Below are 16,515 nucleotides of genomic sequence, written 5' to 3'. Positions count from 1 at the left end.
GTCCTAGTGCTTCGTCGGACCGCCCTTGCGGCGCGAGAGCATGTTCAGCCCCTCGACGCCGGCCGAGAAGGCCATGGCCGCGTAGATGTAGCCCTTGGGCACGTGCACCCCGAAGCCCTCGGCGATCAGCACCGCGCCGATCATCAGCAGGAAGCCCAGGGCCAGCATCACGACGGTGGGGTTGTCGTTGATGAAGTTGCCCAGGGGATCGGCGGCCAGCAGCATCACGGTCACCGCCACGATGACGGCGACGATCATCACCGGCAGGTGGTCGGTCATGCCCACGGCGGTCAGGATCGAGTCGATAGAGAACACGATGTCCAACAGGATGATCTGGAAGATCGCCCCGCCGACATTGGAGATCGCCGCCGTCTTCACGTCCGGCGCGGCCTCGCCGGCGTTGGGATCGACGCTGTGGTGGATCTCCTTGGTGGCCTTCCAGATCAGGAACAGGCCGCCGGCGATCAGGATCAGGTCGCGCCACGAGAAGGCGGTCTCGAAGCTGGGAACGCCGTGCGAGACGGGGCCGGCCAGGCCCAGGTCGAACACCGGGGCGGTCAGGCCCACGATGAAGGCGATGGTCGAGAGCAGGACCAGTCGCATGATCAGGGCCAACGAGATGCCGATCCGACGCACCCTCTGTCGATGTTCGGGCGGCAGCTTGTTGGAGAGGATGGAGATGAACACCAGGTTGTCGATGCCGAGCACGACTTCCATGACGATCAGCGTGACCAGCGCGGCCCAGACGGCCGGGTCCGCGGCGAGGTGAAGGAGTTCGTTCATCGTACCGTTCTAAATTCTGGTCCGGAAAACGCGCCAAACGCCTCCCCCTCAGAAGGCGTCGTCCATGCAAGGAACGCGACGGAAGCCCCCAGGCTTCGCCGAACCGAGAGTCGAGATGATGCCAGACGCCGCCAATATCAAGCCCCTGACGGCCCTTCGGTTCTTCGCCGCGTTCTGGGTGGTGATGTACCACTACTGGCCCAACCTGTCGGCGGCGGTTCCGCCGGCCATGATCGGCAAGGGCTATCTGGGGGTCGAGGCGTTCTTCACCCTGTCGGGCTTCATCCTCTGCCACGTCTATCTCAGCGGCTTCGGCGAGGGGCGGTTCAAGTACGGCGACTTCCTGTGGAACCGGCTGGCGCGGGTCTATCCGCTGCACCTGGTCACCCTGGCGGGCGTGGGGCTGATGGCCGCCGCCGCCGGCCTGGCCGGGATCGCCGTCGACCAGAACATGCTGGCCTGGAGCGCCCTGCCGGCCAATCTGCTGCTGGTCCAGGCCTGGGGCTTTGCGCCGGTCTCGGGCTGGAACCATCCGTCGTGGTCGATCTCGGCCGAGTGGTTCGCCTATCTGTCGTTCCCGGCCTTCGCCTGGTCCGCCTGGCGCCTTCGCGATCGTCCGCGCCTGGCCGTCGGCCTGGCCCTGGCGGTGATCGCGGCCCTCTATCCGATCTTCCAGGCGCTGGCGGGCTTTCCCTTGACCGAGGCGACGATCCGCTGGGGCTTCCTCAGAATCGTGCCCTGCTTCGCCTATGGCTGCGCCCTGCACGCCCTGTGGCGCTCGGGCGCCCTGACCGGCCGGTTCTCGGGGCTGGGCGCCTGCCTGGCGGGCGCCGCCGTGCTGCTGGCCGTGCACTTCGACGCCCCGGATAATGTAATTGTCATGACCCTGGGGGGGCTGATCGTCATGCTAGCGGCCCTGGCCGCGAGCGGCTCCAGCTTCGCGACTTCGGCCCCGCTCGTGTATTTGGGCGAGATCAGCTACTCCACCTACATGATCTGCATCCCCTGGAAGATCCTGGCGGTGAATGCAGCGCTCAAGCTTCTGAAGATCGAGGGCGATCAGCTGCCGGCCTATGCTTGGGCGGTGATCGTTTTTGCACTGGTTCCGCTTTCGGCCCTCTCGTACCATCTGGTCGAGAAGCCTGCGCGGGAGGGGATGAAAGCTTGGGCGAAGGCGTGGAAGGCGCGTCGACCTGCCACGGCGGAAGCCTGATAAACAGACTTTTCATCTTTCCCAGGCAGGGTTATCCCTTAGCCCAGTGACGCGGGGGAGTACCCACAGCATGACGAAACGGACGAGAGCCCTCTGGGGTTCCCTGGCCGCTGCCGCCATGATCAGCCTTGTGCCGATGTCCGGCGCGGTGGCCGACGGGTACTGGCAGTGCGTTCCGTTCGCGCGTCTGATGTCGGGCATCCAGATCTTCGGCGACGCCCGCACCTGGTGGAGCCAGGCGGTCGGCAAGTACGACACGGGCTTCGTGCCCCGCGCCGGCGCCGTGCTCTGCTTCAAGCCCACCGCCCGCATGAACCTCGGCCACGTGGCCTTCGTCAGCCAGGTGCTGACCGACCGCGTGATCCAGGTGACCCACGCCAACTGGTCGATCATCGACGGCGGCCGCGGCCAGGTCGAGAAGGACGTCACCGTGGTCGACGTCTCGCCGGCCGGCGACTGGAGCCAGGTCAAGGTCTGGTACGACCCGATCCGGGATCTCGGCACCACCGTCTATCCGACCCACGGCTTCATCTACCAGAACAACCAGGCGGTCACGATCGCGGCCGCCACCAGCAAGATGGCCCTGGCCCAGAACGCCGCCGTCTCGCTGGCCAAGTCGGCCGCCAACCAGGTGGCCGCCTCGGTCCGCGCCAGCTCGCCGCTGGACATGATCAACCAGGCCGCCGACTCGACCGACCGCATCGCCGCCCTGATCGCGCAATCGCAGTCCTCGTCGCCGTCGTCCGACGACAAGTCGCAACCCACGCGTTGACGCCGTGCGCGCCTTGGGCCATGCCCGGGGCGTGAACAAAGTTCCTTTCCCATGCTGAGGGTGCTGCGCCACGGCGCGCCGGGCTTCGAGCCGGGCGGTCTCACGCCCGACTGGTCGCTGCCCAGCGACGCGGTGTGGGTCGAACTGGTCAATCCCACCCGCGCCGAGGAAGTGGCGGTCGAGAAATCGATCGGCCTGCTGCTGCCCACCCGCGAGGAGATGGCCGAGATCGAGGCCTCCTCGCGCCTCTACCAGGAGGACGGCGGCACGTTCATGACCGCCACGGTGCTGGTCAACGCCGACAGCGACCTGCCCACCGCCGCCCCCGTGACCTTCGTGCTGGTCGGCCAGCGGCTGGTCACCATTCGCTATGTCGAGCCCAAGTCGTTCGCGGTGTTCGCCGCCCAGGCCCAGCGCCAGCCCAGCCTGTGCCCCGGCGGGGTCCAGACCTTCCTGGGCCTGCTGGACGCGGTGATCGACCGCACCGCCGACATCCTGGAGCGCACCGCCGCCGAGGTGGAGGTGCAGTCGCGCACCATCTTCAGCCGCCCGCGCGGCGCGGCCTTCGAGGCCATCCTCAACCGCCTGGGCCGCGCCCAGATCATCAATTCCAAGGCCCGCGACAGCCTGGTGTCGCTGGCCCGCCTGCTCAGCTTCGCGGCCCTGGCCGACCAGTTCGACGGCGACAAGGAACTGCGCGATCACCTCAAATCGCTGCAGCGCGACGTCCAGTCGATCACCGACCATTCCAACTACCTGTCGGGCAACATCACCTTCCTGCTCGACGCGGCCCTGGGCCTGATCAACATCGAGCAGAACGCCATCTTCAAGATCTTCTCGGTGTTCTCGGTGATGTTCCTGCCGCCCACCTTGGTGGCCGGCATCTACGGCATGAACTTCGTCCATATGCCCGAGCTCGCCTGGCTGCACGGCTATCCGTTCGCCCTCGTGCTGATGGTGGTGGCCGCCGCCGGACCTCTGCTGTGGTTCAAGCGGCGCGGCTGGCTGTAAAATTCGAGACGTTGATTTTTATCGCGTTTTTGAAACTAGACTGAACGTTTCCTTAAATCTGGCGTGACAGGGTTTTGTGAAAAGAGCCCGTCCGACATGTCCGCCGCCCCGTCCGTCTCCATCCTCCAGCAGAACCTGATCCGCAGCCTCGCGCCCGCCGCGCTGAAGGCCGCGATCGAGGGGCACGCCCGCTATCTGCGCGGCCAGCCGGCCGGGACCCGCGCCAACCTCTCCTATGTCGATCTCGACAATGTCGATCTGGAGGGCGTCGACCTCTCCGAGGCCGATCTCACCGGCGCGCGGCTGTCGGGCGCCCTGATGTCGCGGGTGAAGCTGGGCCGGGCCACCCTCTACGGCGCCGACCTGCGCGACGCCGACCTGCGCAAGGCCGACCTCTCGCGGACCGACCTGCGCGGCGCCTGCCTGCGCGGGGCCAATCTGGGCGGCGCCGACCTGTCGGGCAGCGACCTGCGCGAGGGGATCATCGCCACCCAGGACAGCGTCGAGGGTTTCAGGATCCTGGAGCACCGCACCCGGCGCGGCGAGCTGGACTACACCCTGCTGGGCGGGGCCAATCTGGCCGGCGCCCAGCTGGGCGGCAGCCTGACCCGGGCGGTCGACCTTTCCGACGCCGACCTGACGGGCGCGGGCCTGCAGGGCGCGCGGCTGAACCGCGCCCAGCTGAGCGGCGCCAACCTTTCCAAGGCCAATCTCTACAACGCCGACTTCGCCGGGGCCTGCCTGCGCAAGGCGGTGCTGACCGGGGCCGACCTGGCCGGCGCCACCTTCGACGGGGCCGACCTGACCGAGGTGCTGCGCGCCCCGCCGGCGATCATCTATATCGACGACGAGCCCCTGCACGAGGTGCTGGAGGCGCATGAGCTCTACGTGACCACCGACGGCCGCGACGGCGTGGTGGCCAAGATCCCGATGGTCGATTTCCGGCCGCTCAAGCGCCTGAAGAAGCGCCGCCTGGCGGGTCTCTCGGCGCCGGGGGCGATCTTCTTCGGCATGGACCTGGAGGGCGTGCAGCTGCAGGGCGCGAACCTCGCCGACGCCGACCTGCGCGGGGTCAATCTGCGCGGGGCCGACCTGCGCGGCGCGCGGCTGATCGGCGCCCAGCTGTCGCGGGCCGACCTGTCGGGCGCCAAGCTTGGCCCCCTGACCATCGCCCAGGGCCGCATCCTGCGCACCGACCTCTCCCGCGCCGTCCTGCGCGGCGCCGACCTCTCCGGCGCCAGCGCCCGCCGCGCCCGCCTGATCGACGCCGACCTGACGCGGTGTCGGTTGGACGGGTGTGATTTCACCAGCGCGGAGCTGCCGGAAACAACCCCTCTCTCATAGAGAGAGGGAGGGGCCCATGGCGAAGCCATGGGAGGGTGAGAGGTTACACTCTCTCCGAATGAAGCTCGGACGAGAGATCGTCCGCCCTTGAACGTGGATCTCGGGATTTTCCGGACAGGGTGAAACCTCTCACCCTCCCACCGCCTGCGGCGGCGGGCCCCTCCCTCTCTCTAAGAGAGAGGGGTCTGGCGGGCCGGCTTCAGCCGCCCCAGCCGCTTGCCCACCATCGCGCTCAGCCCCGTCCAGAAGTCGCGATAGTCGCGCCAGACGTCGGCGAGGATCCCCGCGCCGTGGCGGTAATCGGTGGGGGTGCCGATGCGCATGGCCTGGGCGGGCGGGGCGCGGTAGGTGCCGAAGAGGCGGTCCCAGATCGGCAGCAGGGCCAGGTTGATCGGCATGCGGTTGAGGCTGTGGTGCAGGCGGTGGTGCAGGGGCGACTGCACCAGCCAGCGGCCCGCCCAGCCGAAGTCGGACTCGATGCGCGAGTGGACGACCAGGCGGATGACGATGATGACCAGGCCCATATAGGCCAGGGCCGCGGGGTCGGCGCCCAGCAGCACGCCGGGCAGCACCGCCCCGACCACGGCCGTGAAGGCGGCCGGATGTACGCGGGCGGCGGTGACCACGCAGAACGACTCGGCGCTGTGGTGAAACCGGTGCAGCGGCCAGAACAGCCGCGAATGGTCCAGCCGATGGCTCCAGTAGTCGAAGAAGGTGTAGACCCCGAACAGCGCCGTCGCCTGCAGGGCCAGCGGCGCGCCGGCGATGCTGGGGGCCAGGCCCGCCAGGCCCAGCAGCCGCCTAAGCCCCTCGCCCGTGGCGACCACCACGCCCAGGCTCATCACCGTGGTGATCAGGGTCCAGAACGGCGCCGACTGCATCAGGTAGCAGACGATGTCGGTCCACACCGATCCGGTGCGGTCGGCCAGCAGCTGGCGCGCCGAGCTCTGCTCCCAGCCGGTGCAGAGATATTCGATGAAGAACACGGCCGGCAGCAGCAGGCTGATCTCGACGGTGCGGTCGATCACCCGCCGATGCACCTCGCTGACCGTGCGAACATGGCCGAAGAGGTCCAGGGTCAGGGTGTCGGGCACCAGGTGGTGCAGCGCCCACCAGGCCAGGGCCAGCAGCGCCAGATGAGCGGCGACCAGGCCCAGGGCCACGGGGTGCAGCAGCCGGCGCATCGCCGCGCCGGCGAGACCCTGCGCCCCTTCGGCGCGGATGGCCTGTGCCTGTTCCACTCGTCGTCCCCCGCCCCTGAAAATCGGAGCCCCTGCGACGAAAGGTTGCACAACGAGACTAAGGACAGATTGACGCGCCACCATTTTGGGTGGGTTTTTCGCGGCGATTTCCCTTGTTTTGCTGGGTTTTCGGTCGGGTAGGCGACGCTTGGGGCTTTATATTTAACCAAGCGGTTGACTCTTTTCGCGCGCATCTTCATGTTCAACCACATGGTTGAATTACTCGCACCCGAACTGGACACCGTCTTCCACGCCCTGGGCGACGCCACCCGCCGGCGCATGCTGCGCGAGCTGGCGGACGGCGAGCGCACGGTGGGCCAGCTGGCCGAACCGTTCGCGATCTCGCTGGCCGCCGCCTCCAAACACATCAAGGTGCTGGAGGGGGCGGGCATGATCCGCCGGCAGGTGCGGGGCCGCACCCACCTGTGCAGCCTGGACCCCGGCCCCCTGGCCGGCGCCCACGACTGGCTGAACTTCTACGAGCGCTTCTGGACCAGCCGTCTGGACGTTCTGGACCGCCTGCTGCGCGAGGACGACGCCCGCAACGCTGCCGTCCTTCCTCCCAAATCCGAACCGACCGAAGGAGACGACCGATGACCGACATCGCGACCCTGGACCCCTACGGCGCCCTGATCGAGCCGATGACGCTGCAGATCCAGCGCCTGCTGCCCGGCCCGGTCGACCGGGTGTGGGCCTATCTGACGGAGAGCGACCTGCGCCGCCAGTGGATGGCCTCGGGCGACATGGACCTGAAGGTCGGGGCGCCGTTCGAACTGACCTGGCGCAACAACGACCTGTCCGACCCGCCGGGCGTGCGACCCGAGGGCTTCAGCGAAAGCCACAGCATGGAGAGCCGGGTCCTGGAACTGGATCCGGGCCGCAAGCTGGTCTTCACCTGGAACCAGGGGCAGGTGTCGTTCGAGCTGGAGCCGGCCGGCGACAAGGTGCTGCTGACCGTCACTCACCGCCGCGTCGCCGACAAGACCGGCCTGCTCAATGTCAGCGCCGGCTGGCACGCCCACCTGGACGTGCTGGTGGCGCGGATGGCCGGCAAGACCCCGCCCACGCCCTTCTGGGACGTCTGGACCCGCCTGAAGGCCGAGTACACCGAGCGCCTGGCGGGCGTCTAAGCCGCCCCACGCATCTCTCCGCTGTCATCCCGGACAGCCTCTGCGAGGCTTCCGGGATGACAACGGCGTGTGTCTGAAACGCCCCCGAAAAGGAGATCCGTCATGCTCAATCAAGTCGTCTCGCGCGATCAGTGGCTGAAGGCCCGGGTCGCGCTCCTGGAAGCCGAAAAGGACCTGACCCGGCGCGGCGACGCCCTGGCCGCCCAGCGCCAGGCCCTGCCGTGGGTGCGCATCGACAAGGACTATCGGTTCCAGACCGAAGAGGGCGAGGCCTCGCTGGCCGAGCTCTTCGACGGCCGCTCGCAGCTGATCGTCTACCACTTCATGTTCGGGCCGGACTTCACGGCCGGCTGCACCTCGTGCTCGTCGGTGGCCGACGGCTTCAACGGCATCGTCACCCACCTGCGCCACCACGACGTGGCCTTCACGGCCGTCTCCCGCGCGCCGCTGGACAAGCTGCTGGCCTATCGCCGGCGCATGGGCTGGACCTTCCCCTGGGCCTCGTCGGCGGGCGGCGACTTCAGCTTCGACTTCAACGTCGCCTTCACCGAGGTCGAGCAGCGCGCCGGCCTGATCGACTACAACTACCGGCGCGGCGGTGGGGTGATGGACCTGGAGCCGGCGCCCGAGCCGGTGGCGCAGCTGGCCGCCCGGTCCGGCGTCGACGCGGCGGCCTATTCCCGCGACCGGCCGGGGCTGAGCGCCTTCGCCCTGGTCGACGGCGTCGCCTATCACACCTATTCCAGCTACGCGCGCGGGCTGGACGGGCTGTGGGGCATGTATCCGTGGCTGGACCGCGCGCCCAAGGGCCGCAACGAGACGGGCCTGTGGGTGCGCCGCCATGACGAATACGACGTGGCCTGAGGGCGCGGCCCGCCTCCTGGCGCATGTGTTGGCCCTGGCGGCCGCCCCGACCTTCGCGCTGATGGCGGCCGCCTCCGCCCTGGCGCCGGAGACCCCCTTGGCCGGGCTCTGCTCGGCCGAGGGGCGCGGCCTCTCCGGCATGGCCGCGATGTACGCCCTGATGAGCCTGTTCCATCTGGGCGTCTGGCTGCGGCCGGGCCTCGGCCGGGGTAGGCGATAGCCGGGGTTCTGTGTTGACTTGCCGACATAGACGGCCATGCTCGCCCCAGTTGCTTTCCAAGAGTCGGCTCGTATTTCGAGAACCGACGCGCGTCACCCAGGGAGGGGCTCATGGCAAGCGACACGACCGAGGTCGGGGCGAAAGCCGGGACGGAGATGGTGGCGTTCGCGCAGTCGACGGTGCTGACCACCCTCTACGGCGACGAGGCCAATTTCGAGGCCCAGGCGAACGACGAGGCCAAGGCGATCCTGTCGCCCGACGGCATCGTGGACTTCCTGAAGGCCAGGCTGGAGGAGCTGGCCCGGCGCAGCGGCAACAGGGCGATCAACTGGGCCTCGGCCCAGCTCCTGCGGGCCATCGGCCTGGGCGGCAGGCCGTCCGAGCTGGAACGCATCCGGACGCTGCTGGAGACCATCACCCAGCAGCAGGCGCAGATCATAAAGCAGCTGGAAGTGCTGCTGAGCGAGGTGAAGTTCCAGCACCTGATCACGCGCGGCTACCCTTCGATGCAGCAGATCTCGCTCCTCCACGAGTGGCTGGAGCGCCTGTCGAAGGTGGAGGACCAGGACGAGCGCAACCGCGAGGCCCCCAAGCTGCGCGCCGAGATCCTGAAGGTCAGCGGCGGGACCATGGCCAGCCTGAAGACCATCAGCGACGTCTTGCTGGTCAAGAATCCCATGGAGGGCGGCGAGCCGCTGATCCGCCTGTTCTGCGAGCGTTGGGCGCCGGTGTTCCTCGACCGGCAACTGCAGCCCGACACGCCGCTGAGCACCTATTGGCGGCGCCTGGACGAGTGGCTGCATGGGCTGTTCATGGTGCAGTACATGGGCCTGTCCCAACTGGCCAGCGCCCGCATCGCCAATGGTGATTTCCAGATGCTGGAGCTGGAGATCGCCGCCACCGTCAAGGCCATGGCCGAGCAGAAGGCCATGCTGAACGAGGCGATCCCGTCATGGACCCGGACCCTGCCGGCCCAGGTCGTGGACGGCCGCAAGTATCTCGTCCAAGGCCCGCATATGCACCGCGGCGGGTGGGACACCACGCACGTCATGTACACCAACCCGCCCTTCAGAACCCATCTGGACAACAAGATGGGGTTCCGCGACATCAACCGTGTGCGGAACGGCCTTGAAGGCTGGACCTTTGACAGGAGCGGCCCCAACGACGCCTTCATTCTAGGCCTGGGGGCGCCCATGTTCGTCACCAACGGCCGTCCCGTGAGAACAGGACCCCAGGGCATGCCGCTGCGGATCGTGATGACGCCGAACAAGGTGGCGCGGGGATGGAGGACCGATCCCTTCCTGCCGGTGCTCGGGTTCGTCGGAACCCCGTTGTATCTGAACTGGCAGCGCCGCGGCGACAACTGGGTCGGTACCGGAAACCTCGGCCAGGCCTCCATTGTCAACATCGTGCCTGCCTGAGGTCCGGGCGGGGCGGTTCAATGCATTCAGCGCCCCCAAACGCTCGTCATCCCGGGCCTTGTGCCCGGGACCCCTCTGTCCGCCGCAAGTGCAGTAGGGTGGCGCGCTGGCGCGCCATTGCATTTCACGTGAAAGCTGAACCAGGGGTCCCGGGCACAAGGCCCGGGATGACGGATTTTGAAAGACGGTCGTTCCCCTACATCCGCTTCTTCAAGGGCACGAGGTCAGGATAGACCGGCTCGCGGCCCTGGGCCTTGGCCTGGAAGGCCTCCAGCATGTGGGGCGGCGAGAACATGCCCGTCTGCCAGGTGGCGATGTAGTCCAGCCCGTCCTTGATCGAGTGGTCGCGGGCGTAGTTGATCATCACCTTGCTGCCGGCCACGGCCAGGGGCGACTTGGAGGCGATCTCGCGGGCGGTCCCCAGGGCGTGGGCGACCACCTCCTCGTGGGTGGCGAACACCTCGTTGACCAGGCCCAGCTCGCGGGCCCGAGCCGCCGGCAGGCGGCGACCCGTATAAGCCAGCTCGCGCACCCAGCCCTCGGGGATCAGCTTGCACAGGCGCGGGAAGGTGCCGACGTCGGCGGTCATGCCGATATTGATCTCGTGGATGGTGAAGAAGGCGTCGGCGCTGGCGTAGCGGATGTCGCAGGCGCTGGCGAAGTCGACCGCCCCGCCGATGCAGCCGCCCTGGATGGCCATGATCACCGGCATACGCGCCTGGTCGAGACAGGTGAAGGTGTCCTGCAGGTGATGGACGTGGCGGCGGAAGCTCTCGGCGGCCACGAAGCGGTCGGCCGGCTCGCCGCCGGTCACGCCCTCGCCGTCGGTGAACACCGACAGGTCCATGCCGGCGCAGAAATGCTTGCCGGTCGAGGAGATGACGATGCAGCGCGCCAGGGCGTTGTCGTCGATGTCGCGCACGATCGCCGGCAGCTCGTTCCAGAACGCCCGGGTCATGGTGTTGAGCGCTTCGGGACGTTTCAGGCGAAGATGCGCCACGCCTGTCTCGATCTCGACATCGAAGCAGCTATAGTCTGGCTTGTCCGACACGCTCGTCTCTCCCTTATCGTTGATCACTTGTATCACGAGGGCGGCGGACGCCAACCGGCCTTCCCACGAAGGCCCAAGTCCTAGGAGACCTTCCCCATGGTCAGACAATCTACTTCCTTGGCCGCCGTTCTCAGCGCCAGCGTCGCCCTCGCCTCCCTGGCCGCCGCGCCCGCGCCGGCCCTGGCCCAGTCCAAAGGCATCGGCGGCCTGTTCGGCTGCGAGGGCTCGGGCAAGAAGCAGGAGGGCGGGGCCCTGATCGGCGCCGGCGTCGGCGCCCTGGTGGGCCGCGCGGTCAGCAAGGACAACAAGACCCTGGGCACGGTGATCGGCGGCGCGGCCGGCGCGGCGGCGGGGGCCTATATCGGCTGCCGCATGCAGTCGACCGACCAGGCCCTGGCCCAGCAGGCCACCAAGCGCGCGCTGGACAACGGCACGAGCGAGACCTGGAGCAATTCGCGCACCGGCGCCTCGGGCCGCATCGACGTGGTCTCGTCCAGCTACGGCCCGCCGATCAGCGGCGACACCCTGCGCTTCGAGCGCGGCGTCCAGACGCTGCGCAGCTACGACGCGGTCGGCGGCGACTATTCGGCCCGCTCCACCGCCAACCTGCGCTCGGGTCCCTCGACCAGCGGCAAGGTGGTCGGCAAGCTGGCGGCCGGCGAGCGGGTCGAGGTGCTGGGCGGCGTGCCCTCCAGCAACTGGCTGCTGGTGGGTCGCGGCGGCTACGGCGCGGGCTATGTCTCGGCCTCGCTGCTGCGCCAGAGCGGTTACGGCCCCGCGCCCAGCTGCCGGATCATCAACGCCTCGATCAGCACCAAGGGCGACCGCCCGACCAGCGAGCGCTACAGCGCCTGCAAGGACACCCGCGGCGAGTGGCAACTGACGCCGGCGTAAGGGGCGACCGAGCACTTGCCCCCTACGGACCGCTGCGCGGTCGTCTTCCCCCATAGGGGGAAGAGCCGCGCGGCGCTGACCTAGGCTCCGCCCCCTATGGGGGCGGACAGACCGCGTAGCGGTCAGGTGGGGGCAAGTGCGGACTCCCCAACGGCTTCCGTCGCGCCTAACCTAGGCTCCAGCGACCGCAGCAGGAGCCTATCGCCATGGACGCGGCCGTCTTCCGTGACCCTCGCCGACGCTTCATCCCCATCGCCAGCCGCGCCGGGGCCGGCGAGATGGCGGCGCTGGAGTTCGGGCCGGACGACCGGCCGGTGGATGTGGTCTTCGTCCACGCCAACGGCTTCAACGGCCAGACCTACCGCGCCCTCCTGGCGCCGCTGTCGGCGGGGCTGCGCATCCTGGCGGTCGACCAGCGCGGCCACGGCTCCAGCCGCCTGGCGGCCGATCCCGACCATCGCAAGAACTGGCTGGACCTGCGCGACGACCTCCTGGCCCTGCTGACCACCTTGGACCAGGGTCCGGTGGTGCTGGCGGGCCACTCGATGGGCGGAACCGTCAGCCTGCTGACGGCCGCCGCCCGCCCCGAGGCGGTGCGGGGCCTGGTGATGCTGGACCCGGTGGTCATGCCCCGCGCCATGGCCTTCTACGCCCACATGCCCTGGACCTCCGGCGCCCTGTGGCGGCGACTGCCCATCGCCCAGGGGGCGCTGCGCCGCCGCGCCGTGTTCGACAGCCGCGAGGCCGCCTTCGCCGCCTATCGCGGGCGCGGGGCCTTCAAGACCTGGCCCGAGGCCATGCTGGCCGACTATGTGGGCGGCGGCTTCGTCGACCGCGAGGACGGCCAGGTCGAGCTGGCATGCGCCCCCGCCTGGGAGGCCTCCAACTACTGCGCCCAGGCCCACGACCCGTGGCGGGCCATGTCGCGCCTGCGCTGCCCGGCGCGCCTGCTCAAGGCCGAGAAGGGCTCGACCGCCCATGTCGGCGACGGGGCGGGGATCATGCGCCGCAACCGGCTGATCCGGGTTGAGACGGTTCCCGGAACCAGCCACTTCCTGCCGATGGAGCGCCCGGACCTGGCCCGCGAGGCGATCTTCGAAATGGCGGCGGGCTAGGCCTGTGGCGCGGACCTTCGCGGACTTGGCGGCGCGCTACGCCACCCATCCGGAGATGGCGGGCGTGGCCATCGACGGTCCCGATACGTTCGGCACGGCCAAGGACGCCCTGCTGCACCTGGCCGCCCGCACCGGCCAGGCGGCCGACGTCCGCGATCTCGTCCGCCTGGGCGCCACCCTGGACCTGCCCGGCGACCGGGGCTTCACGGCCCTGCACTACGCGGCGGCGGCCGGCCACGCGGCGGTGATCGACGCCCTGCTGGACCTCGGCGCCGACCTCGACGCCAAGAACGACTGGGACCAGACCGCGCTGGAAGTGGCCATGCTGGCCGGGCACGGGGACCTGATGGAGCGGCTCTGACTATCGCGATCCGTCGCAAGTCTCGCATCGCCGATCAGGGCAGTTCGAGCGGAAATAGACCCACCGCCCGCTTGAAGCCCAGTACGAGTGATCGCAATCCCGTCGCCATAGCCGCAGCAGGAGTTGGCCGCGCAGAAACATGGCGGCAGCAATGGCCAGCAGGATTGTGAACGGCCCCCAGCGCTGAACGATCGCAAAGGCGATCAGAAGGAGCACGACGGTGATGAGGAAGGCCAGAAGACCGGCTTGCCAGCCGCTGGCCAGCCTGAGGTGGAGGCGTGGGCGCTGTTCGGACGGGGTCACAGCCCCAGCCCCTTCACCGCCTTTTCCTCCAGCGCCGTCCGCGCGGCGTCGCTGATCGCCACCACCTTGCGCGCGTCCAGGTCGAAGGTGATGGCCACGGCTTCCGAGGTGCCCCAGGGCTGGCCGGTGGTGGGGTCCAGCATCCAGTGGACCACCTTCATGGCCCGGCCCTCGGTCCCGACCAGGCCCGAGCGCAGCTCCACCCGGTCGCCCGTGCGGGGCCAGGCCAGCTGGACCAGGCGGTATTCCAGCACCGCTCCGCCGATCCGCGCCGGCTTGTGCTCGGCGTGCTCGACCACCGTGTCGCGGAACGGGCCGATGAAGGCGCCGATGCCGTCCGAGACCCGGCCGATGAACTGCTCGGCGCGCATTCGTCCGAACACGTCGCAATCGGTCGGCGACAGGGCGCCCAGGCCGATGCGGCGCAGGTCGAGCTCCTCGGCGCGGGCGAGACTAGCCGTGGTCTCGAACGGCGAAAGGTCCAGGCTGCGGGCCCGGGCCTGCTCGGGAACCTCGACCTTCAGGGCCGCCGCCCGCTCGTGGACGATGCGCGGCCAGGGGAAGGGCTCGCCCTCGCGCGGGGTGACGTGGGCCACGGTGGTCTGGAAGGTGGCCGCCAGCTGGCCGGTGGCGGTGTGGACCAAGAGCTGCAGCAGCCTGGCCTCGGTGTCGGAGATCTCGATCACCCCGCCCAGCATGTGCAGGGCCGCCCCGGCGTGGGCCTCGCGCAGGAAGCGGATGTGCTGCTCGCGCACCACCAGGGTGGCGTTGGCGTAGGGCGAGAACGCGTGCGGCAGGCCCAGCTCGGCCGCCAGTCCCGCCAGGCCCTCGACGGCCCGCACGACATAGTGGCGCACGTTCATGTGCCCCATCTCGTCGCAGTCCCAGGTGTTCACGCCGCCCCGCCAGATCTCGACGCCGGGGTAGGTCTCGGAAGGCGTCATGGCGGTGTCTCGGCGGCGGTGGAACGGTCGTTCGAGCCTAGCGGGGTTCGCGGGACGACGGCAATCGTCCTTCGTCCGCCTCGGCCAGGGCGCGGGTCAGGCGTTCGGCCATCTCCGCCGCCGCGGCGAGGGTCATCGAATAGGCGATCGCCCCCGGTCCCACGATCACGACTTCGCCCTCGACGACCAGGATCGTCGGCGCGACGGCGTGGGCCGGCTCGGGGGACAACTCGAATGTCGACACTCAGCCTCAGGTGTTGTGACGATATGAAACTCTATATGTCGAGTTCGTCGATTCAATATCCATATGCAACACAATAATTGAAACGCAGGCGTGTAAAACCGGAAGCTTCCGAGAAAGGTTCTTGTTTTGAACAAAAGGGCTCGGGCAAGATGAGAGGCGTGTGATTCAGCAGGACGTCGCGCGCCGTGAAGTTCAGAAATTTCCTGTTGTCGGGACTCGACGACGCCGACCGCGACGCGATCCTGCCAGACCTGACCGAAGTCTCCCTGGCGCCCGCCCAGGTCTTGTACGAGATCGGCGACGAGGCCCAGAGCGTCTATTTCCCCAGCACGGCGGTGATCTCGGTCGTCACGGTGATGTCCGACGGCCGGTCGGTCGAGAGCTGTACGGTCGGGCGCGAGAGCGGGGTGGGGCTGGTCAACGCGGTCGCCGAGGTGCCCGTGCAGAGCCGCATGTTCGCCCAGATCGGCGGGTCGGCGCTGCGCCTGTCGGCCACGGCGCTTCGCCGGCGACTGGAGGTCAGCCACACCCTGGCCCACCACCTGATGAAGCACATCCACGCCAACCTGCTGCAGGCCCAGCAGTTCACGGCCTGCAACCTGTTGCACACCGCCGAGCAGCGCCTGGCCCGGTGGCTGCTGATGACGTCCGACCGCACCGGCAGCGCCAGTTTCCCGCTGACCCAGGAGTATATGGCGGTCATGACGGGCGTGCAGCGCACCACCGTCAGCGCCCTGGCCAACGGCCTCAAGGAACGGGGGCTGATCCACTACAGTCGCGGCGCCGTGCGAATCCTCGACGAGGCGGGCTTGGCCAAGGCCGCCTGCGAATGCGCGACGGTGGTGCGCCGGCAATTCGACCGGCTGGCCGAGGATGACGAGGCTTAAGGCTCGCCGGCCTGTCGAACTCGACCTTAAGTGTCTCGATGAGCGATCATAAGTCGCATTTCGACATAATATGTTGAAGTGTAGGGATGTTTCGCGCGCCGGTCCGGCGTGATGCGGAGCGGCCGGCAGGGTCGCCAGGAGCGAAGCAGACCTTGACCCAGATGACCTTCTCGCAAGCCTCCGACTATCTGCGTCGCTATGCCGAGGAGGACCGGGACGGCGGCGTCGGCGCGCCGCTGATGATGGAAGCCGAGTGCGTGATCCTGGATCACCAGCCGTGCGATTCCCGCGAGGCCTCGATCATGATCGGCGCCCTGATCGACAATCTGGAAGCCGGCGCGCGGTCCGACGGACGCGACATCCGTGCCCTGAACAGCCTGCAGGCCTGGCTCGCGGCCGCTTAAGCGCGATGGACGAGGAGCTCCTCGACGTCTGGATCACGCGGCGCGTCCTGACCGAAGGCGTCGCGCCGGCCCGCGTGCGCGTCTCGCCGTTCGGCCGCCCGTTCGTGGTCGGGATGGGCGAGGTCGGCCAGCCCTATGTGCTGGGCAAGACCGCGCACATCGACCGCGCCCAGGCGGTCGTGGCCGCCGAGGTCGAACGCGCGCGCCAGATCCGCGCCCTGGAGCGGCGGATCGCCCGTCTGCGGGCGCTGGATTTCGGAGGCGGTCGGTAGGCTCGGAGGCGCCTTCTCTTTACCGCCGTCATTCCCGCCCT

At 68.7% G+C, this 16,515-nt stretch carries 20 protein-coding genes; 15 read left to right on the top strand and 5 right to left on the bottom strand.

Annotated elements, in window-relative coordinates; genetic code table 11:
* Window positions 1-3 precede the first annotated feature (3 nt).
* Window positions 4-783 carry a TerC family protein gene (locus AC07OA_RS19875; protein WP_494665545.1) on the bottom strand — a complete coding sequence of 260 codons (780 nt, stop codon included), beginning with the start codon at window positions 781-783 and terminating at the stop codon, window positions 4-6.
* Window positions 784-901: 118 nt separating this feature from the next.
* On the opposite strand from AC07OA_RS19875, the gene AC07OA_RS19870 reads away from it, so the two are divergent.
* From AC07OA_RS19870 to AC07OA_RS19855, 4 genes are all read left to right on the top strand, one after another.
* A complete protein-coding gene (locus AC07OA_RS19870) occupies window positions 902-1,996 on the top strand; it encodes an acyltransferase family protein (protein ID WP_494665619.1) in 1,095 nt (364 codons plus the stop codon).
* 70 nt (window positions 1,997-2,066) lie between these two features.
* Window positions 2,067-2,768 (top strand): CHAP domain-containing protein, encoded by a 702-nt coding sequence (locus AC07OA_RS19865; protein ID WP_494665544.1) that lies wholly within the window; start codon window positions 2,067-2,069, stop codon window positions 2,766-2,768.
* Between the two features lie 51 nt (window positions 2,769-2,819).
* The gene (locus AC07OA_RS19860; RefSeq protein WP_494665543.1) at window positions 2,820-3,779 is read left to right on the top strand and encodes a magnesium transporter CorA family protein; all 960 of its coding nucleotides are present in this window, start codon (window positions 2,820-2,822) and stop codon (window positions 3,777-3,779) included.
* A 96-nt stretch (window positions 3,780-3,875) separates the two neighbouring features.
* Entirely contained in the window at window positions 3,876-5,123 is a 1,248-nt protein-coding gene (locus AC07OA_RS19855; protein WP_494665542.1) for a pentapeptide repeat-containing protein, read from the top strand.
* 170 nt (window positions 5,124-5,293) lie between these two features.
* Here the strand turns inward: AC07OA_RS19855 and AC07OA_RS19850 are convergent, their stop codons facing one another.
* Window positions 5,294-6,364, bottom strand: coding sequence for a sterol desaturase family protein (locus AC07OA_RS19850; RefSeq protein WP_494665541.1), 1,071 nt, complete (start codon window positions 6,362-6,364; stop codon window positions 5,294-5,296).
* Between the two features lie 210 nt (window positions 6,365-6,574).
* On the opposite strand from AC07OA_RS19850, the gene AC07OA_RS19845 reads away from it, so the two are divergent.
* The 5 genes from AC07OA_RS19845 to AC07OA_RS19825 all read left to right on the top strand — a co-directional run bounded on the left by AC07OA_RS19845 (window position 6,575) and on the right by AC07OA_RS19825 (window position 9,999).
* Window positions 6,575-6,961, top strand: coding sequence for an ArsR/SmtB family transcription factor (locus tag AC07OA_RS19845; RefSeq protein WP_494665540.1), 387 nt, complete (start codon window positions 6,575-6,577; stop codon window positions 6,959-6,961).
* Window positions 6,958-7,494 carry an SRPBCC family protein gene (locus tag AC07OA_RS19840; protein WP_494665539.1) on the top strand — a complete coding sequence of 179 codons (537 nt, stop codon included), beginning with the start codon at window positions 6,958-6,960 and terminating at the stop codon, window positions 7,492-7,494. Before AC07OA_RS19845 ends, AC07OA_RS19840 begins: the two co-directional genes overlap by 4 nt.
* Before the next feature lie 102 nt (window positions 7,495-7,596).
* The gene (locus AC07OA_RS19835) at window positions 7,597-8,358 is read left to right on the top strand and encodes a DUF899 domain-containing protein (protein ID WP_494665538.1); all 762 of its coding nucleotides are present in this window, start codon (window positions 7,597-7,599) and stop codon (window positions 8,356-8,358) included.
* Window positions 8,336-8,578, top strand: a complete 243-nt coding sequence (locus AC07OA_RS19830) for a hypothetical protein (protein WP_494665537.1) — start codon at window positions 8,336-8,338, stop codon at window positions 8,576-8,578. The genes AC07OA_RS19835 and AC07OA_RS19830 overlap by 23 nt, the downstream gene beginning before the upstream one ends.
* 110 nt (window positions 8,579-8,688) lie before the next feature.
* Window positions 8,689-9,999, top strand: coding sequence for a hypothetical protein (locus tag AC07OA_RS19825; RefSeq protein ID WP_494665536.1), 1,311 nt, complete (start codon window positions 8,689-8,691; stop codon window positions 9,997-9,999).
* Window positions 10,000-10,195: 196 nt separating this feature from the next.
* Here the strand turns inward: AC07OA_RS19825 and AC07OA_RS19820 are convergent, their stop codons facing one another.
* Window positions 10,196-11,050 (bottom strand): crotonase/enoyl-CoA hydratase family protein, encoded by an 855-nt coding sequence (locus AC07OA_RS19820; protein ID WP_494665535.1) that lies wholly within the window; start codon window positions 11,048-11,050, stop codon window positions 10,196-10,198.
* A gap of 96 nt (window positions 11,051-11,146) precedes the next feature.
* Here AC07OA_RS19820 and AC07OA_RS19815 point away from each other — a divergent pair, with 96 nt between their 5' ends.
* The 3 genes from AC07OA_RS19815 to AC07OA_RS19805 all read left to right on the top strand — a co-directional run bounded on the left by AC07OA_RS19815 (window position 11,147) and on the right by AC07OA_RS19805 (window position 13,420).
* A complete protein-coding gene (locus AC07OA_RS19815; protein WP_494665534.1) occupies window positions 11,147-11,944 on the top strand; it encodes an SH3 domain-containing protein in 798 nt (265 codons plus the stop codon).
* Between the two features lie 206 nt (window positions 11,945-12,150).
* On the top strand, window positions 12,151-13,059 hold the full coding sequence (locus AC07OA_RS19810) for an alpha/beta fold hydrolase (protein WP_494665533.1): 909 nt from the start codon (window positions 12,151-12,153) through the stop codon (window positions 13,057-13,059).
* A 4-nt stretch (window positions 13,060-13,063) separates the two neighbouring features.
* Window positions 13,064-13,420: an ankyrin repeat domain-containing protein gene (locus tag AC07OA_RS19805; RefSeq protein ID WP_494665532.1), complete on the top strand. Its 357-nt coding sequence runs from the start codon at window positions 13,064-13,066 to the stop codon at window positions 13,418-13,420.
* Between the two features lie 299 nt (window positions 13,421-13,719).
* Here the strand turns inward: AC07OA_RS19805 and AC07OA_RS19800 are convergent, their stop codons facing one another.
* Together AC07OA_RS19800 and AC07OA_RS19795 are read right to left on the bottom strand one after the other, a co-directional pair.
* On the bottom strand, window positions 13,720-14,667 hold the full coding sequence (locus AC07OA_RS19800) for a thioesterase family protein (RefSeq protein ID WP_494665531.1): 948 nt from the start codon (window positions 14,665-14,667) through the stop codon (window positions 13,720-13,722).
* A 37-nt stretch (window positions 14,668-14,704) separates the two neighbouring features.
* Window positions 14,705-14,896, bottom strand: coding sequence for a hypothetical protein (locus tag AC07OA_RS19795; RefSeq protein ID WP_494665530.1), 192 nt, complete (start codon window positions 14,894-14,896; stop codon window positions 14,705-14,707).
* Between the two features lie 221 nt (window positions 14,897-15,117).
* On the opposite strand from AC07OA_RS19795, the gene AC07OA_RS19790 reads away from it, so the two are divergent.
* The 3 genes from AC07OA_RS19790 to AC07OA_RS19780 all read left to right on the top strand — a co-directional run bounded on the left by AC07OA_RS19790 (window position 15,118) and on the right by AC07OA_RS19780 (window position 16,474).
* Complete coding sequence (locus AC07OA_RS19790) at window positions 15,118-15,798, top strand: Crp/Fnr family transcriptional regulator (protein ID WP_494665529.1); 681 nt, start codon at window positions 15,118-15,120, stop codon at window positions 15,796-15,798.
* A gap of 152 nt (window positions 15,799-15,950) precedes the next feature.
* Entirely contained in the window at window positions 15,951-16,202 is a 252-nt protein-coding gene (locus AC07OA_RS19785) for a hypothetical protein (RefSeq protein ID WP_494665528.1), read from the top strand.
* A 5-nt stretch (window positions 16,203-16,207) separates the two neighbouring features.
* On the top strand, window positions 16,208-16,474 hold the full coding sequence (locus AC07OA_RS19780) for a hypothetical protein (protein WP_494665527.1): 267 nt from the start codon (window positions 16,208-16,210) through the stop codon (window positions 16,472-16,474).
* Window positions 16,475-16,515: the final 41 nt, after the last annotated feature.

It is taken from the genome of Caulobacter sp. GW821-FHT09B08, assembly GCF_059418225.1.
This window is presented reverse-complemented; position numbering and strand designations above follow the sequence as displayed.

Excerpts from the sequence above, each read along its gene's own strand:
- AC07OA_RS19875 (WP_494665545.1), bottom strand. The coding sequence starts at position 783 with ATGAACGAACTCCTTCACCTCGCCGCGGACCCGGCCGTCTGGGCCGCG.
- AC07OA_RS19870 (WP_494665619.1), top strand. The coding sequence starts at position 902 with ATGCCAGACGCCGCCAATATCAAGCCCCTGACGGCCCTTCGGTTCTTC.
- AC07OA_RS19865 (WP_494665544.1), top strand. The coding sequence starts at position 2,067 with ATGACGAAACGGACGAGAGCCCTCTGGGGTTCCCTGGCCGCTGCCGCC.
- AC07OA_RS19860 (WP_494665543.1), top strand. The coding sequence starts at position 2,820 with ATGCTGAGGGTGCTGCGCCACGGCGCGCCGGGCTTCGAGCCGGGCGGT.
- AC07OA_RS19855 (WP_494665542.1), top strand. The coding sequence starts at position 3,876 with ATGTCCGCCGCCCCGTCCGTCTCCATCCTCCAGCAGAACCTGATCCGC.
- AC07OA_RS19845 (WP_494665540.1), top strand. The coding sequence starts at position 6,575 with ATGGTTGAATTACTCGCACCCGAACTGGACACCGTCTTCCACGCCCTG.
- AC07OA_RS19840 (WP_494665539.1), top strand. The coding sequence starts at position 6,958 with ATGACCGACATCGCGACCCTGGACCCCTACGGCGCCCTGATCGAGCCG.
- AC07OA_RS19835 (WP_494665538.1), top strand. The coding sequence starts at position 7,597 with ATGCTCAATCAAGTCGTCTCGCGCGATCAGTGGCTGAAGGCCCGGGTC.
- AC07OA_RS19830 (WP_494665537.1), top strand. The coding sequence starts at position 8,336 with ATGACGAATACGACGTGGCCTGAGGGCGCGGCCCGCCTCCTGGCGCAT.
- AC07OA_RS19825 (WP_494665536.1), top strand. The coding sequence starts at position 8,689 with ATGGCAAGCGACACGACCGAGGTCGGGGCGAAAGCCGGGACGGAGATG.
- AC07OA_RS19815 (WP_494665534.1), top strand. The coding sequence starts at position 11,147 with ATGGTCAGACAATCTACTTCCTTGGCCGCCGTTCTCAGCGCCAGCGTC.
- AC07OA_RS19810 (WP_494665533.1), top strand. The coding sequence starts at position 12,151 with ATGGACGCGGCCGTCTTCCGTGACCCTCGCCGACGCTTCATCCCCATC.
- AC07OA_RS19800 (WP_494665531.1), bottom strand. The coding sequence starts at position 14,667 with ATGACGCCTTCCGAGACCTACCCCGGCGTCGAGATCTGGCGGGGCGGC.
- AC07OA_RS19780 (WP_494665527.1), top strand. The coding sequence starts at position 16,208 with ATGGACGAGGAGCTCCTCGACGTCTGGATCACGCGGCGCGTCCTGACC.